9 protein-coding genes are annotated in these 16004 nt (G+C 74.5%); 7 read left to right on the forward strand and 2 right to left on the reverse strand.

The window, feature by feature from the left end; genetic code table 11:
- The first annotated feature begins 104 nt into the window (after positions 1–104).
- From OG937_04390 to OG937_04400, 3 genes are all read left to right on the forward strand, one after another.
- Complete coding sequence (locus OG937_04390) at positions 105–3575, forward strand: phosphodiester glycosidase family protein (protein WUD70969.1); 3471 nt, start codon at positions 105–107, stop codon at positions 3573–3575.
- A 169-nt stretch (positions 3576–3744) separates the two neighbouring features.
- Positions 3745–6045 carry a SpoIIE family protein phosphatase gene (locus OG937_04395; GenBank protein WUD70970.1) on the forward strand — a complete coding sequence of 767 codons (2301 nt, stop codon included), beginning with the start codon at positions 3745–3747 and terminating at the stop codon, positions 6043–6045.
- Between the two features lie 324 nt (positions 6046–6369).
- Complete coding sequence (locus OG937_04400; GenBank protein ID WUD70971.1) at positions 6370–6675, forward strand: hypothetical protein; 306 nt, start codon at positions 6370–6372, stop codon at positions 6673–6675.
- A gap of 115 nt (positions 6676–6790) precedes the next feature.
- Here OG937_04400 and wrbA read toward each other — a convergent pair whose 3' ends face one another.
- Positions 6791–7402 (reverse strand): NAD(P)H:quinone oxidoreductase, encoded by a 612-nt coding sequence (wrbA, locus tag OG937_04405; GenBank protein WUD70972.1) that lies wholly within the window; start codon positions 7400–7402, stop codon positions 6791–6793.
- Between the two features lie 148 nt (positions 7403–7550).
- The gene (locus tag OG937_04410; protein ID WUD70973.1) at positions 7551–8369 is read right to left on the reverse strand and encodes a LysR family transcriptional regulator; all 819 of its coding nucleotides are present in this window, start codon (positions 8367–8369) and stop codon (positions 7551–7553) included.
- A gap of 143 nt (positions 8370–8512) precedes the next feature.
- Between OG937_04410 and OG937_04415 the strand changes: the two genes are divergently transcribed.
- The 4 genes from OG937_04415 to OG937_04430 all read left to right on the forward strand — a co-directional run bounded on the left by OG937_04415 (position 8513) and on the right by OG937_04430 (position 15726).
- A complete protein-coding gene (locus OG937_04415) occupies positions 8513–9022 on the forward strand; it encodes a nuclear transport factor 2 family protein (protein ID WUD70974.1) in 510 nt (169 codons plus the stop codon).
- Positions 9022–9945, forward strand: a complete 924-nt coding sequence (locus OG937_04420; protein ID WUD70975.1) for an NADP-dependent oxidoreductase — start codon at positions 9022–9024, stop codon at positions 9943–9945. The genes OG937_04415 and OG937_04420 overlap by 1 nt, the downstream gene beginning before the upstream one ends.
- A 75-nt stretch (positions 9946–10020) precedes the next feature.
- Positions 10021–11031 carry a helix-turn-helix transcriptional regulator gene (locus OG937_04425; protein WUD70976.1) on the forward strand — a complete coding sequence of 337 codons (1011 nt, stop codon included), beginning with the start codon at positions 10021–10023 and terminating at the stop codon, positions 11029–11031.
- A gap of 150 nt (positions 11032–11181) precedes the next feature.
- Complete coding sequence (locus OG937_04430; GenBank protein WUD70977.1) at positions 11182–15726, forward strand: S8 family serine peptidase; 4545 nt, start codon at positions 11182–11184, stop codon at positions 15724–15726.
- Positions 15727–16004 lie beyond the last annotated feature (278 nt).

The following is a 16004-nucleotide window of genomic DNA, read 5'->3' on the forward strand; positions in this document are numbered from 1 at the left end:
TCACCTTGCACATTCCGGATGACCACCCGTTTATCGGCGCTGCGACACCGACGGCACATCAACTGAACGGCGACCACCACCCCAACAGGGAAAGAAGTCAGCAAGTGCCGTTCCCCCTCCAGCCCGCCGTCCCGAGCCCGCGTTCCGCGGCACGACGTGGTGCCGCCGTGCTCGCCCTGGCCACCGCGCTCAGCATCGGCGCCGGGATGATGACGACCGCCCAGGCGTTCGCGCCCGAACAGCTCGTGTCGGCACCCGCGGGCGTGACGAAGCCGGGCAGCTCCGGCCACGGACTCATCCCGAGCACCCCCGGCGAGTCGATCGTCACCCGTGAGACCCGCACTCCGATCGCGCCCGGGCTGAACCTGACCCGCTTCGACCGTTTCGAGGCCGACGGCTGGGTCCGGGGGCAGGTGCTCGTCGCGGACCTCGCCGAGGACCGGCTCAGCGTGGACCACATATCCTCCGGCACGGTCACCGGGAAGTCCCGGGTGACCGAGCAGGCCCGGCGCACCGGCGCCGTCGCCGCCGTCAACGGCGACTACTTCGACATGAACGACACCGAGGCCCCGGTCGGCGCGGCGGTGTCGCGCGAGGACGGCCTGGTCAACTCGCCCACCGAGGGCCGCAACCAGACCGTCGCCATCGGCGCGGACGGTCTCGGCCGGCTCGCCCAGGTGTTCCTGGAGGGCGACGTCACCGTCGGCGGGACGGAGCACCTGAAGCTGTCCGGGGTCAACACCCCCGTCCTGGCGGCCGGCGGGATCGGGCTCTTCACCGACCAGTGGGGGGTCTCCCCGCGCACCAAGCCGGTCAGCGGTGCGGACCGGGTCACCGAGGTCCGGCTGCGCGACGGCAAGGTCACCGAGGTGCACACGTCCGTCAGCAGCGGCCCGATCCCCGCGGGCACCAGCGTGCTGCTCGGCCGGGAGGCGGGCGCCGACGCGCTCGCCGGGCTCGCGCCGGGCGACGCCGTCACCGTCGCCTACAAGCCGCGCGCCGACTTCGGCGACGTGGCGGTCGCGGTGGGCGGCGGCCAGGTCCTCGTCGCGGACGGCACGGTCAAGCACTACACGGACGGCGACACCGTCACCGCCACCTCCCGCACCAGCGTCGGCTTCTCCGCCGACGGCCGCACCATGTACCTGGTCGCCGTCGACGGCAAGCAGACCGACAGCCGCGGCATGGACCTCAACGAGCTCGGCGCCTTCATGAAGGGCCTCGGCGCCCGGAACGCCCTGAACATGGACGGCGGCGGTTCCACCACCATGGCCGCCCGGCTGCCGGGCGAGAGCACGACGGGCCTGGTCAACAGCCCGTCGGACGGTTCGGAGCGGCAGGTCGCCAACGGCCTCGGCCTGTTCGCCGCACCCGGCTCGGGCGCGGTCCGCGGCTTCCGCGTGCAGCCCGCGCTCACCGCGGACGGCTCGGAGAAGGTCTTCCCCGGGCTGCACCGCGCCGTGCGGGCGCTCGCCCACGACGAGACGTACGCGCCGGTGCCGGCCGGCCGGGTGCGGTGGCGGGGCGACGGCAGGGTGACCGTCCGCTCCGGGCACGACGGATCCGCCGTCGTCACCGGCAAGCGCCCGGGCACCGCCAGGGTGGAGGCCTCCTCCGGTCACCGCGCCACGGGTTCGGCGGAGCTGACCGTGCTCGCCCCCGCGGTGCGGATCGCGCCGGGCAGCAGCCTGGTGGCCCTCGACGGCCTGGACGACACCGCCCGGCTGACCGTCACCGGTTACGACGCGCTCGGCGACTCCGCCCCGATCGACGCGTCCGACGTCAAGGTCACCGGCGGCGACGGGGTCGTCTCGGTGTCGCCCGCGGACGACGCGACCTTCACCGTGCGCGGCCTGGCTGACGGCGCGTCCACCACCTTGCACCTGACGGTCGGGAAGCTGACCACCGACGTCGCCGTCACCGTGGGCCTGGCCGAGAAGTCGTTCGCGGACCTGTCGGACGCGGCCTCCTGGACCTCCGCGAACGACCGGGCGCCCGGCGGCTCCGTCACCCCGGCCGGGGGCCACGACGGCGCCCCCGGCCTGAAGCTGACGTACGACTTCACCCGGTCGACGGCCACCCGCGGCCAGTACGCCGTGCCGCCGCAGCAGATCCAGCTGCCCGGCCAGCCGCAGGCCGTCACCATGTGGATCAACGGCGACGGCAACGGCGAGTGGCCACGCCTGCAGTACCGCACGGCCGCCGGTGTGACCGCCAACCTGGACGGCCCCACCATCACCTGGACCGGCTGGCGCAAGGTCGAGTTCCCCGTGCCCGTGGGCACCCCCTACCCGCTGACGTTCCAGCGGGTCCGGCTGCTGGAGACCAGCGCCGCCCGCTCCTACACCGGCGAGGTCACCATCAGCGACCTGCGGGTCAAGGTCGCCCCCGACGTGGACCTGCCGGTGCGGCCGAAGGTCGAGGACCCGGTGGTCGTGACCAACGGCACCGTCGACGGCCGTCCCCTGCGCGTGGCCGTCATGTCCGACGCCCAGTTCGTCGCCCGTGACCCCGGCAGCCCGCTGGTCGCCGCGGCCCGCCGGACCCTGGAGGAGATCGCCGCGGCCAAGCCCGATCTGCTGGTCGTCAACGGCGACCTCGTCGACGAGGGCTCCCCGGCCGACTTCGCGCTCGCCCGCACGCTGCTCGACGAGTTCGAAGCCCGCACCAAGGGCACCGTCCCGTGGCACTACGTGCCGGGCAACCACGAGGTGATGGGCCCCGGGAACACCTCCAACTTCACGGCGGCCTTCGGTGACACGACGTCGGTCTTCGACGTCGAGGGCACCCGCTTCATCACCCTGGACTCCTCCAGCGGCACCCTGCGCGGCGGCGGCTTCGCCCAGCTCCAGATGCTGCACGACCAGCTCCGCGACGCGGCCGCCGACCGTTCCGTCAGCGGTGTCGTGGTGTTCGAGCACCACCCGACCGAGGACCCGCTGCCGGACAGGGCCAGCCAGCTCGGCGACCGCAAGGAGGCCGCCCTGGTCGAGCAGTGGCTCGCCGACTTCCGGGCCGAGGGCCACAAGTCCGCCGCGTTCGTCGCCGGCCACGTCGGCGCCTTCTCCGCGACGCGGATCGACGGCGTCCCGTACCTGGTGAACGGCAACTCCGGCAAGAATCCGGCGAGCACGCCCGACAACGGCGGCTTCACCGGCTGGACGATGCTGGGCATCGACCCGCGCCACGGCCGGGTCACCGACCCCTTCGACGTCCCCTCCGGTGACTCCGCGATCTGGCTGCGCGCCGAGGTGCACGCCCGCACCGACGCGGTGGACATGGTCGCCCCGGCCACGCTCACCGTCGGCGGCGTGGGCCACGCCTCGGCGACCGTCACCCAGGACGGCACCCGTACCGTCCCGGTGGCCTGGCCGGTCGGCGCCGCATGGTCCGGCAGCCGCGTCGACGTGGCGGGCGCCGACGGCGACGGGCACGGGCACCACGACGGGGCGCCCGTCATCGCCTACGACCCGGCCACCTCGACGGTCAAGGGCCTGCGCACCGGCACCGCGGTGCTCCGCGTGACCGTCAACGGCGTGACGACCGAGCGGACGATCACGGTACGCCGCGGCTGAGCGCCGGCACCCGGCCCTTCCGGGCGCGCCCCTTATCAGGGAGCGCCGCCCGGAAGGGCCCTGCCGTGTCCGGCGGCGGTACCGGCTGAGCCGATCGGCGGAGCTGTCGCGCGGACGGGCCTGCCGCCGGGACGGGACGGGCAGGCATGGAGCCGGAGGTGCGTGGTCCATGCCCAGCGGTGACGTGCTGCTCCTCGTCGACGAGGACGGCCGGGTGGTCGAGTGGGGACGTCCGGCCGAGGAGCTGTTCGGGTGCGCCGCCGAGGAGGCCGTCGGCCGGTCCCTGGGCGCGCTCCTGCGCGGGATCGCCGCGGACGCCGGACGTCCGCGCGCCGGGTTCCCCGGCGGCGTCGCGGTACGGGTCGAGCCGGTGCTGCGCGGCACCTCGGTGCTGTGGCGGGTGCGCGCGGCGGTGGACGCGGCCCTGTCGGAGCAGGACGTGGCGATCCTGAAGGCCGTCTTCACCGACTCCCCCATGGAACTGCTCGTCCTCGACCGGCAGTTGCGCGTGATCCGCATGAGCGCCGGCGTCACCGCGGCGGGTGGCGCGCGGGCGGGGAGCCCGCTGGGCCGGCACTTCACCGAGGTGTACGACCTCGCCGGTCCCGAGGCGGAGGCCGGCGTGGCGCGGCAGGTCCTGGAGAGCGGGGAACCGGTCCTGAACCGGCTCGTCCACGGCCCCGGGTCGCCGGACCGGCGCGGGTACCGCATCCGCTCCGTCTGCTACTTCCGCCTGGAGGACTCCCGGGGCGACACGCTCGGGCTGGTGGCGTCCGCGGTCGACGTCACCGACCGGGAGAAGGCGCGGGGCCGCCTGGACCTCCTGGAACAGGTCCGCGCACGGGTGGGGCACGTGCCCAACGTGGGGCTCGTCTCCCGGGAACTTGTGGACGCGGTCGTGCCCGCCTTCGCCGACACGGCCGTCGTCGAGATGGTCGACGAGGTCGTCCGCGGGGAGGAACCGCCGAAGGTGCCGGTGCACCAGGACGTTCCCCTGCGGCGGGCCGCGTTCCGGGGCCGTCTGTCGGCGTACCCGGTCGGCGAGGTGCGTCCCCTGCCGCCCGGGACGCCGTTCACGGACGTCCTGTCCGACGCCAGGGCGCGCCTGGTGCCGATCGACGAGCACGCCGCGTGGCTGGCCACCGACCCGACGCGGACGGACGCCATCCTGGGAGCCGGTGCGCACTCCCTGATCGTGGCCCCGCTGACGCTGCGCGGCCAGGCCCTGGGCGTGGTCAGCTTCTACCGCGAACAGGACCGGGAGCCCTTCGACGAGGACGACCTGGCGGTGGCCTCCGCCGTGTGCGCGCACGCCGCCCTCTGCATCGAGAACGCCCGGCAGTACATGCGCGAGTGGATCATCGCCTCGACCCTCCAGCGCCGGTTGCTCCCCGGGCAGCCCGCCGGACGGCCCACCGTGGAGGTCTCCCGGCTGCACCAGCCCGGTGTGGAGGGCGGCGGCGCGTGGTCCGACGCGATCCCGTTGCCCGGCGCGCGGACCGCGCTGGTCGTCGGGGACGTGGCAGGGCGGGGGATCGTCGCGGCCATCACGATGGGGCTGGTCCGGACGGCCCTCCACACCCTCGCGGCCCTGGACCTGCCCCCGGACGAGCTGCTGGCCCGGCTGAGCGAGACCGCCGCCCGTCTCGCCGCCGCGTCCGCCGCGCTGCCGCAACTGGACTTCGAACCGATCGACATCGGCTGCGCCATCGCCGTGTGCGACCCGGTGGAACTCACCTGCACCGTCGCCCGGGCAGGCCTGCCGGAGCCGGTCGTCGTCCTCCCGGACGGCACCTCGGCCACCCTGGCCGTCCCCGCGGGTCCCCTGCTCAGCGGCCAGGACAACGCCCCCTTCCCCGCGACCACCGTCGGCCTCCCGGCGGGGAGCACCCTGGCCATGGCGACGACCTCGTTCGCGGAGCGGGTCCTGGCGCCGTCCGCGCCGCTGCGGCCGCTGCTGGACGGCGCGGGCGCCCGGCCCCTGACGGAGGTGCGCGACGCCATCGGGTCCGCGTTCACCGGCACGGACGCGGGCGAAGAATCGGTGCTGCTGCTCGCCCGTACGCGGGCGCTGCCCGCGGACCGGGTGCTGACCTGCGCGCTGCCGCCCGGCGCCGAGGCCGCCCCGATCGCCCGCGCGGCGGCCCGGCGGCAGCTGGCGGCCTGGGGCGTGGCGGAGGAGACGGCGTTCACCACCGAGCTCATCGTCAGCGAGTTCGTCGGCAACGCGGTGCGTTACGGCACTCCGCCCCTGCGACTGCGCCTGGTCCTCGAGCAGATGCTGACCTGCGAGGTCAGCGACACCGGCCCCGGCGCCCCGCACGTGAAGCACGCGCGCACCGTCGACGAGAACGGCCGGGGGCTGTTCATCATCGCGGGCCTCGCCGACCAGTGGGGCGTCCGCTACCGGGCCCAGGGCAAGACGGTGTGGGCCCAGCAGCCGATCGGGACGCCCACAAGCGGCCGCTGAGTCCGGCGGGCCCCCCGTCACCCCTGCCCGGGCCGAGGCTCGTGGTGGTCGAGGGCGGTACCCACATGGACTTCTACGACGTGCCGAGGTACGTCGACCGCGCGGTCGCCGAGGCCGTTCCCTTCTTCCGGGAGCACCTGTCCGGCCCCGGCACGGCCCGGTACTGAGGCCCCTCCGGCGGGCGGCGGGCTATTCCCTGGATGGGGGGAGGACTTTGTCCCCTTTTCACCGGGCTCCCGCCGTGTCACCGTGAAGTCTTGTCGCCCACCGGCGACGCGACGCATGCCGATGAACCTCAGCAGCCGAAGAGCAGGGAAACCCGCCATGTCCAGCACCGGAGACCGTCACGGGACGCCCGCCGACGTCCGCGGGGACGGCGGCTGCGCGGGTCAGGACCGGTGGTTCGTGGGCTTCCGCTTCCGTACGCCCCGGGGCTCCGTCGGCCGGCAGTTCTTCGTCGTCGGCGAGGCGGACGACGCCGAGGACGCGGTGGCGATCGCGCTGGCGCGGGCCTCGCTCCCCCGCTCCCGCGCCGCGCGTGAGGACGACGCGGAGATCGACGGTGTCGAGGTGCGCCGCCTGCGGTGGGATCCGCTGGGGTGGGTGTACCTCAGCAACCCCTGCGCCTGACGCGGTACGGGTACGGGTCGGCGGCGCCTCCGGCACGACAGGAGGAGGCGCCGCCGAGTGGATGGACGGCGCACCCGTGAACGTCCGTCTCAGCGGGTGCGCCGTCGGCTCGGGGTCAGCCCGCGAGGCCGCGGTTCAGCGCGGCGGTGAGCTTGATGACGCGCTCGGTCTGGATGCGGGCCGCGGTGCGGGTGGTGTCGTTGACGGGGTTGTTGCCCTGGGCGTCCACGTGGGAGGTGCCGTAGGGGTTGCCGTCGACGAACTTGGCGGGGTCGGTGTAACCGGGGGTCACGACGATGCCGCCGAAGTGGTGGATGGAGTTGTAGAGGGCGAGGAGGGTCGACTCCTGGCCGCCGTGGGAGGTGGCGGTGGAGACGAAGCCGCTGTAGACCTTGTCGGCCAGCTTGCCCTGCGCCCACAGGCCACCGAGGGTGTCGATGAACTGCTTGAGCTGCGAGGACATGTTGCCGAAGCGGGTGGGGGTGCCGAAGATCACGGCGTCGGCCCACTCGACGTCGGCGGGGGTGGCCACGGGGACGTCGGCGGTGGCGGCGTGGTTGGCGGCCCAGGCGGGGTTGGAGTCGATCGCCGCCTGCGGGGCGAGCTCCGCGGCCTTGAGCAGGCGGACCTCGGCGCCGGCCTTCTCCGCGGTCTCGGCCATCTCCTTCGCGATCTCGGTGATGGTGCCGGTGGAGGAGTAGTAGACGATCGCGAGCTTGATCGACAAGGTGGTTCCTTTCAGGGAGGACCTTCCCCGCGATTCGGGGTTGCGCGGTCCAGGGACACCGCGGCCCGTGGGGGCGGGCCGCGCTTCACTGGTTGAAGAATAAACAACATTGGGGCACCCCTGTCCACCGGACCCCGTGCGACGAATGTCACGCCGGCCGGTCCCCCGCCCCGCGGCCGCCCGCCATGGTCCGCGCGGTACGGGCGAAGGCGGCGACCTCCGGGCGCCCGGCCTGCCGGGGCCAGGCCAGCGCCAGCGTCGTCGCGGGCAGGTCCGCCACCGCGACCGCGACCACGTCCCGGGTCAGCCGGTCCGCGGCGGCCGAGCCGACGACGGTGACCAGCCGGCCGAGCGCCACCCGGTCGACGATCTCGTCGAGACCCACCGGCGGGCACTCCTCCCGGAAGGCAGGATCCTCGCGCAGCTCGGCGGTGGTCACCTCACGGCGGGCGGCGAGCCGGTGCCCGCGCGGCAGCAGCGCGACGGGCAGTTCCTCCGCCACGTCGGCCGTCCCGAGGCCGGTCAGGTCGTCGCTGCCGACGCACAGCAGCGCCACGTCGGCCGTGCCGTCGCGCAGGGCGCCGACCCGGTCGTAGGTGAAGACGAGCTCCGGGGCGACGCCCTCGTACGACCTGACCAGCTCCACCAGCAGGCCCGAACCCGTACCGGGCCGTACCGCCAGGGTGAGCCGGGCCGGTGCGGCCGCCCGCCGGGCCCGGTCCACGGCCCCGTCCAGCTCGCGCAGCAGCCGCCGGCACTCGTCCAGGAAGACCTCCCCCGCGGGGGTGAGTGCGACGCGGCGGCTGGTCCGCTCCAGCAGCCGGACCCCCATGCGGCGCTCCAGGCGTGCGATCGCCCGCGACAGCGGAGGCTGCGCGATGCCCAGACGCTCCGCCGCGCGGCTGAAGTGCAGCTCCTCGGCCACGGCCACGAAGTACTCCAGCTCACGCGTCTCCAAGCGATCCATACCTCCAGAGTATCGCCGCATGTCAGAAGCGTCATGGCTCCCCCGCGCGGCCCCTGGTCCACTGGGACGGAACGCACGCCGGACGGCTCGGGGGGCCGCTCCGGTGCACGAGTCGCAGGAAGAGAGAAAGGGAGCCATCGCACATGAGCAGCGAGGAGCGCGCGGAGCGCGATGTCCGGGAGGTCCGGGAGGTCCTGGCCCGCTACGTCCGCGCGACGGACCGACGGGACGGCAAGGGCCAAGGAGCCCTGTTCACCGATGACGCCGTCGTGCAGATCTACGCCAGGACCGGTACCGCCGGCCACGAACCCGTCGGCGAGCCCCTCATCGGCGGGGCGGCCGTGGCGTACGCGGTCGAGCACTACATGGCCCCGCACCCCGAGGGCGGTGCCGGCCACCACATGACGGCCGACCACCTCGTCGAGGTCGACGGCGACCGCGCCCACATGAACGCCCAGTTCGTCGTCTTCCGGACGCGCGCCGCCGCGCGACCCGCCGGCGGGTGGCCCGCGGGCGCCCTCGGGCCCCAGGGCACGGTGGAGCCGGTCGAGTCCGGCTACTACGACACCGACCTGCGCCGGGTGGACGGCGTGTGGAAGATCGTCCACCACCGCGTCCTGATGGACATGCCGATCGCCCTCCCGGGGGCGTGATGCGGGCCATGGTCTACCGCCGCTACGGCGGCCCCGAGGTGCTGGAGCCCGCCGAACTCCCCACGCCCAGGACCCATGTCGACTCGGTGCTGGTCCGGGTGCGCGCGGCGGCGCTCAACCCCGCCGACCTGGCACTCCAGGCGGGAGCGCTCGACTCCGCCGTCGACACGTACTTCCCCGTCGTCCCGGGCTGGGACATCGCGGGCGTGGTGGAGCACGCCGGGCCCGCCGCCCCGGAGTTCGCCCCGGGCGACGAGGTCATCGGGTACATCCGCGGCGACGTGCAGCGCGCGCACGGCGGACTGGCCGAACTGGTCGCCGCCGACGTGCGCACCCTGGTGCACAAGCCCGCCGGGATGGGCTTCGCCGAGGCCGCCGGACTGCCCCTGGCGGGGCTGACCGCCCATCAGGCGGTGGTGCGCGCGCTGGACGTCCGGCCGCGCGAGACCCTGCTCGTGCACGGCGCGGGCGGCGGCGTCGGCTCCCTCGCCGTCCAGATCGCGCTGGCCCGCGGCGCCCGGGTCATCGGCACCGCCTCCCCCGCCGACCAGGACCACCTGCGCTCGCTCGGCGCGGAACCCGTCGCCTACGGACGGGGGGCCGCCGCGCGGGTACGCGAACTGGTACCGCGCGGAGCCGACGCGGTGCTCGACACCGCCGGTGGCGGGACCCTCGCCGCGACGGCGGACGCCGCCCGCACGGGCGCCCGGGTGGCCTCCGTCGCGGAGACCGGGATGCCGGGGGTCGTACCGGTCTTCTGCCGCCTCGACCGGGCGGACCTCGCCGCGCTGGTGGTACTCGCCGAGGCCGGGAGGCTGTCCGTGCGGGTCGCCGCCACCTACCCGCTGGAACGCGCGGCCGACGCCCAGCGCCTGCTGGCCGCGGGCGGCTCCCGGGGCAAGGTGGTCGTCGACGTCACCTGACCCACGGCTTTGAAGTTGCCGCCCGTTCTTGGTTCGATCTCGTCGGCGACGTGGACGGCAGGAATGGATGCTCTCGTGGAGAATGACGCACCGCTCGCGTGGGTCGGGGTGGACACGGTGGCCGAGCGGGCCTACCGCCTCCTGCTGTCCCGCGACAGCACGACCGTCGACGACGTGGTCGCCGCCCTCGGCGTGACGGCGGACGAGGGGCTGGCGGTGCTCGAGCGGCTCCACCACGCGGGGCTGATGAGCCGTCGCTCCTCGGGCGAGTTCTTCACGGTGGACCCCCGGCACGCGCTGCGCGCGCTCGTCGAGTCGCGCGAGCGCCGACTGGCCGCGGTGCGCGAGGCGGCCGGCCCGCTCGGGGTGCTCTTCGACGCGGCCAGGAGGGCCAGGGACGGCGGTCCCGGCACCGGCGTGATCAGCGGCCTGGAGGCCGTCGGGGACCGCTACTACCGGCTCAAGCAGACCGCGCGGACCGAACTCTGCGCGCTGGACCGCCCGCCGTTCCTGCTCGCCCCGAACGAGCCGCTCGACGAGGCGGCGGTCCGGCGGGGCGTGCGGGTGCGGGCGGTCTACGCCGCCGCCAGCTTCGAGGCCGACGGCGGATGGCAGGAGCTGGGCAGCCTCGTGTCGCGCGGGGAGGAGGCCAGGGTCGTACCCGCGCTGCCGATCAAGCTGGCGATGGCCGACCGGTCGGCCGCGATGGTGTCGCTGAGCCTGTCGGTCGGGAGCGCCGAGTACCTCTACACCGAATCCCCGCCCCTACTGGAGGCCTTGGGCGAATTCTTCGAGAAGTACTGGGCCTCCGCCTCCCCGTTGACCGGCGAGCCGGGATCCGGCACCCTGCCGACGGCGGTCCCGGGGGATCCGGCGGACGCAGCGGACGGGTCCCGCAGGCCGACCGACGAGGAACGGAACCTGCTCGCGCTCTTCGCGGCCGGTGTCAAGGACGAGGCGATCGCCCGCCAGCTGGGCATCTCGCCCCGGACGCTGCGCCGCAGGATCCAGGACCTGTTCACCGAACTCGGCGCCACCAACCGGTTCGGCGCGGGCGTCGCCGCGGCCCGCCGCAACTGGATCTGACCGGAAGGCGGTGGCCCCTTCTGGCCACTGGCCGGTTTCGGCAGCGCAGGACGTTGGTCACCAAAGGATCACCCGGCTAGAACTTGTGTGCGCCCGAACGGCGTGTCACTCGGCCGGGCTGTCCGGCCACCCCCTGATGAAGGAGCTTTGGTGGCACCACCTGCCCATCCTTCTGCGCGCCGGTCGGCGATACCGCGGTCCCTCGCGGCCCTCGTCGCCGGCGCCAGCCTGACGGTCCTCACCGCGGCCGCACCGGCGCCGGCCGTCGCGGCCCCGGTCCCCACGCCGCCCACCGTCCCGGCGCCGTTCGCCGCGCACGACCCGGGGAACGGCGAACCGCCGTCCGCCGGGCGGTACATCGTCACGCTGCGCGAGCCGGCCGCGGCGACGTACACCGGCGGCGTGGCCGGCAAGGCCCGCACGGCCCCCCGCGAGAGTGAGGGCCTGAAGGCGGGCTCGGCACCCGTGAAGGCCTACCGCACCTACCTGCGCGAGCGTCAGGACGACGCGGCCAAGACGGTCGGCGCCCGTGTGATCTCCTCGTACTCCGCCGCGCTCAACGGCTTCACGGCCGAGCTCCAGCCGCGGCAGGTCGAGGAGTTGCGCGCCGACCCCACGGTGGTGTCGGTGGTCAAGGACGACCTGCGCAAGCCGCTGGCCGCCGTCAACTCGACGGACTACCTGGGCCTCAGCGGCGAGAGCGGGGTGTGGGCCGGCAACGGCGGCGTCGCAAGCGCCGGCAAGGGCGTGGTCGTCGGCGTCGTCGACACCGGCATCGCCCCGGAGAACCCCTCGTTCGCCGGTGCGCCGCTCGGTACCGCGCCCGGTCAGGAGCCGTACCTGGACGGCTCCGTCGTCACCTACCGCAAGGCGGACGGCGGGACCTTCACCGGCACCTGCACCGCGGGCGTCCAGTTCACCGCCGCTGACTGCTCCACCAAGCTGGTGTCCGCGCGCTACTTCGTCGACAACTTCGGCGCCACCCACATCGGCGGCCCCTCGGTCGGCGAGTACCTGTCGCCGCGGGACGGCGAGGCGCACGGATCGCACACCGCCAGCACGGCCGCGGGCGCGGGCGGCGTCGCCGCCGACCTCGGCGGCGTGCCGATGGGCCCGATCTCCGGTGTCGCGCCGGCCGCCAAGGTGGCGGCCTACAAGGCCTGCTGGAGCGGTCCCGACGCGAAGGACACCACGGACGACGGCTGCGCCACCGGTGACCTGCTGGCCGCGATCGACGCGGCCGTCGCCGACAACGTCGACGTGATCAACTACTCCATCGGCTCGGCCGGCGGCGCCCTCACCACCGACTCGGTCGTGGACGAGGCGTTCCGCAACGCCGCAGCGAGCGGCATCTTCGTCGCCACCGCCGGCGGCAACTCCGGCCCCGGCGACAGCACCGTCGACAACGCCTCGCCGTGGATCACCACCGCGGCGGCGAGCACCATGCCGACCCGTGAGGCCACGGTGGAGCTCGGCGACGGCCAGAACGTGCTCGGCGCGTCCGTCTCGCTCCCGGCGGACGGCCGCAAGGTGACCGGCCCGCTGGTCGCCGCCTCGGGCGCCGGGACCGCGATCTCCGTCCGGCCGCAGCTGTGCGGTCCCGACAGCCTGGACGGTGCCAAGGTCAAGGGCGCGATCGTGCTGTGCGAGCGCGGCACGTACGACCGGGCGGCCAAGTCGGCCGAGGTGAAGCGCGCGGGCGGCATCGGGATGGTCCTGGTGAACCCCTCGCCGGACTCGACCGACCTCGACACCCACGCCGTCCCGACGATCGCCGTCGACGCGGACGGCTACGACGCGCTGGTCTCGTACGCCGCCACCGACACGCCCACGGCGACCCTGGTGGACGGCAACCCGCACCGGCTGGCGTCGGCGGCCGTCCCGCAGATCGCCGGGTTCTCCTCGCGCGGCCCGGTCCAGGCCGACGGCGGCGACCTGATCAAGCCCGACCTCGCGGCACCGGGTGTGGCCGTCCTCGCCGACGGCGCCAACGCCGCCGGCGGGCGGCCGAGCTTCACCTTCATGTCGGGCACCTCGATGGCGTCCCCGCACGTGGCCGGTCTCGGCGCGCTCTACCTCGGCCTGCACCCGCAGGCGACCCCGGCCGAGATCAAGTCCGCGCTGATGACCACCACCCGGCCCACCGTGACGGGCGCGGGAGAAGCGTCGGAGGACGTCTTCGCCCAGGGCAACGGCCAGGTGGACGCGACCCGTTACCTGCACCCCGGGCTGCTGTACCTGAACGGTCCCGACGACTGGGAGCGGTACGCCGCCGCCGTCAAGGGCGACCGTACGGCGCCCGCGCCGTCCGACCTCAACCTGGCGTCGATCGGCGTCGGTTCGCTCGCCGGCCGGCAGACCGTGACCCGCACCGTGACGTCGACGGGCCCCGGCACCTTCACCGCCGACCCCGTGCGGATCCCGGGCGTGGACACCGTCGTCGAGCCGCGGTCCCTGACCTTCACCGGGGCGGGACAGTCCAAGACGTTCAAGGTGACGTTCACCCGGACCACCGCGCCGCTGGGCGAGTACGCCACGGGGTACCTGACCTGGCGCGCCGGTGAGCAGAGCGTGCGCAGCGCGGTCGCCGTACGACCGGTGACCCTGGTGGCGCCCACGGCGGTCGCCGCTTCGGGCGGCAGCGGACGGACCACCGTGACCCTCAAGGGCGGCGAGGACCGCGACGTGCCGCTGGACCTCACCGGGCTCTCCCGCGGCCTGCGGGTCCAGGACTCGGGAACGGTCGGCGGACCCGCGCGGACCCACGTCGTGGAGGTGCCGGCCGGGACGGAGCACGCCCGCTTCGCCCTCGACGCCGCCGACGACTCGGCCGACCTGGACCTGTCGGTGTACCGGCTCAACGAGTACGGCGACACGTCGCTGGTCGACCGGGCGGCCACCGAGTCCGCCGACGAGCAGCTCGACCTGGAGGACCCCGAGCCCGGTCTGTACGAGGTCGAGGTGGACTTCTTCGCCGGGTCCGGACCGCTCGACTTCACGGTGACCAGCTTCGCCCTGGGCGACAAGGGCGCCGAGGGGTCGTTCACCGCGCAGCCCGCCACGGCGGCCCTGCACGCGGGCGGCACCACCCCGGTCGCCCTGTCCTGGAAGGGCCTGCGGGCCGGAGCGGTGTACCTCGGCCGCGTCACGTACGGCGACACCGGACGGACCACCTACGTGACCGTCACCGGTGATCCGCGTACCGGCCCGCCCGGCGGTTCCCCCGGCGCCCGGCCCACCGTCACCGTCAAGCCCGCCTACGCCGTGCCGGGCCAGTCCGCCGTCGTCGTGGCGAAGGACCTGACCCCGGCCGTCGACTTCCAGATCCGGGTGAAGGGCACCAACCGGGTGCTGGCCGGCGGCCGCACCACCGACGACGGCGGCGTGGGCCGTCTCGTCACCCTCCCGGCCGACATCGCCACCGGGAAGCAGACCCTGGAGGTCAGGTACGGCGGCCGGAGCGCGGGCGGCTCCTTCACCGTCGCCAAGCTGGTCCTGGGCGACGCCGAGCACTCCGACGCCCACGCCTTCGACGGCAACCCGCTGGCCGCGATGACCACCGCCGTCAAGGGCAAGGGCACGGTGCGCATCACCGTCCGCGGCGCCTCCGGCACCTACCTGGACCGGACGCTCGCCGTCGACGCGGGCGAACTGCCCTGGTACGCCTGGACGTCCGATCCGGTCGAGACCAGGCCGGGGAAGCTCACCGCCACCCTCGCCGTGGTCGCCGGCCACGGCCGCACCGGGCAGACCAAATCGGTGACCTGGACGCCCACGGCCGTCAAGGCGAGCACCGCGTCCATCACCGAGGACCGCAGCACGGCGCACACCGCGCAGGTGAGCTACACCAACAACTCGGAGGTGCCGGTCTTCCCGACGCTGCGCTACAAGCTGACCAACGGCGACCTGGTCCTCGCCACGCTGCAGACCGATCCCGAGGACACGTTCACCCGCACCTACGACACGACCGGGGTGGACCGCCTCGACCTCGTGCTCGACGGGACGACCGTGGCCACCTACCGCAACCGGGACCGTGCCGGGCGCACCGGCCGGCCCGCGATGGTGGAGCCGTTCTACGCGACCTTCCAGCGCGGCTCCTCGGCGAAGCACCACGGCGGCGCCGCGCCGCTGAGGATGTCGGTGACCAACCGTCCCGCGGCGTACAGCGGGGGATTCGCCCTGACGGTCGGCGAGGGCCCGGAGATCTACGCGGGCAGCTCGCTCCTCCTCGACGAGCGCATCCCCACCACGCGCAGCCCGCAGGAGGGGGCGCCGATCTCCCGGACCGTCACGGTGCCCGCCGGGCGGCCGCTGTGGGCCACCGCGTACTACGAGATCAACGGCCCGATCTTCCAGGCGCTGGCGGTGCGGCGGATCCTCGTGCCGCCGGTGGACGCGGACGACCTCGAACCGGTGCGCGGTTCCGGGGCCCGGTCGCCGTTCGTGGTCGACACCATGCCCCGGGAGGCGGCCGCCGGTTCCACGGCGTCGGTCACCGCGGCGGGCCTGTCGCCGCGTGAACGGTTCACCGTGCGGCTCGACGGCCGGGTCGTCGGCTCCGGCCGCGCGACGGCCGCGGGCTTCGCCCACGCGTTCGTCACGGTCCCGCACGGCCACGGACGGACGCTGACGGTACGGGTGACCGGGACCGGGGCGGGTCGTTCGGGCGAGACCGTGCTCGGCGTCTCCGGCTGACCGGTGGGCCCGGCCGGCGTGCCCTCCCCAGGAGTACGCCGGCCGGGCCGCGGTCATCACAGGGTGCGTTCCCGCCGACCGGACCGCCGGACGTGCCCATGACCGTGGACACCGCAACGCGGGGCACACGGTCCCGGCGGGGGGGGAGGAGCCGGCCGGCACTCCGGCCCCCGAGCGCCCCGCCGGCTGCGGCACACCCGGGACGCCAACGCCCCATGACCGCGGCCCCGGAGACGGCGGGCGCGTCCGGCCCGGGCCTCGCCGCTCGGCGGCGGCAT

The organism is Streptomyces sp. NBC_00510 (assembly GCA_036013505.1).
Classification (GTDB): Bacteria; Actinomycetota; Actinomycetes; order Streptomycetales; family Streptomycetaceae; genus Actinacidiphila.

Excerpts from the sequence above, each read along its gene's own strand:
- OG937_04420 (WUD70975.1), top strand. The coding sequence starts at position 9,022 with ATGCGGGCCATGGTCTACCGCCGCTACGGCGGCCCCGAGGTGCTGGAG.
- OG937_04415 (WUD70974.1), top strand. The coding sequence starts at position 8,513 with ATGAGCAGCGAGGAGCGCGCGGAGCGCGATGTCCGGGAGGTCCGGGAG.
- OG937_04400 (WUD70971.1), top strand. The coding sequence starts at position 6,370 with ATGTCCAGCACCGGAGACCGTCACGGGACGCCCGCCGACGTCCGCGGG.
- OG937_04410 (WUD70973.1), bottom strand. The coding sequence starts at position 8,369 with ATGGATCGCTTGGAGACGCGTGAGCTGGAGTACTTCGTGGCCGTGGCC.
- OG937_04395 (WUD70970.1), top strand. The coding sequence starts at position 3,745 with ATGCCCAGCGGTGACGTGCTGCTCCTCGTCGACGAGGACGGCCGGGTG.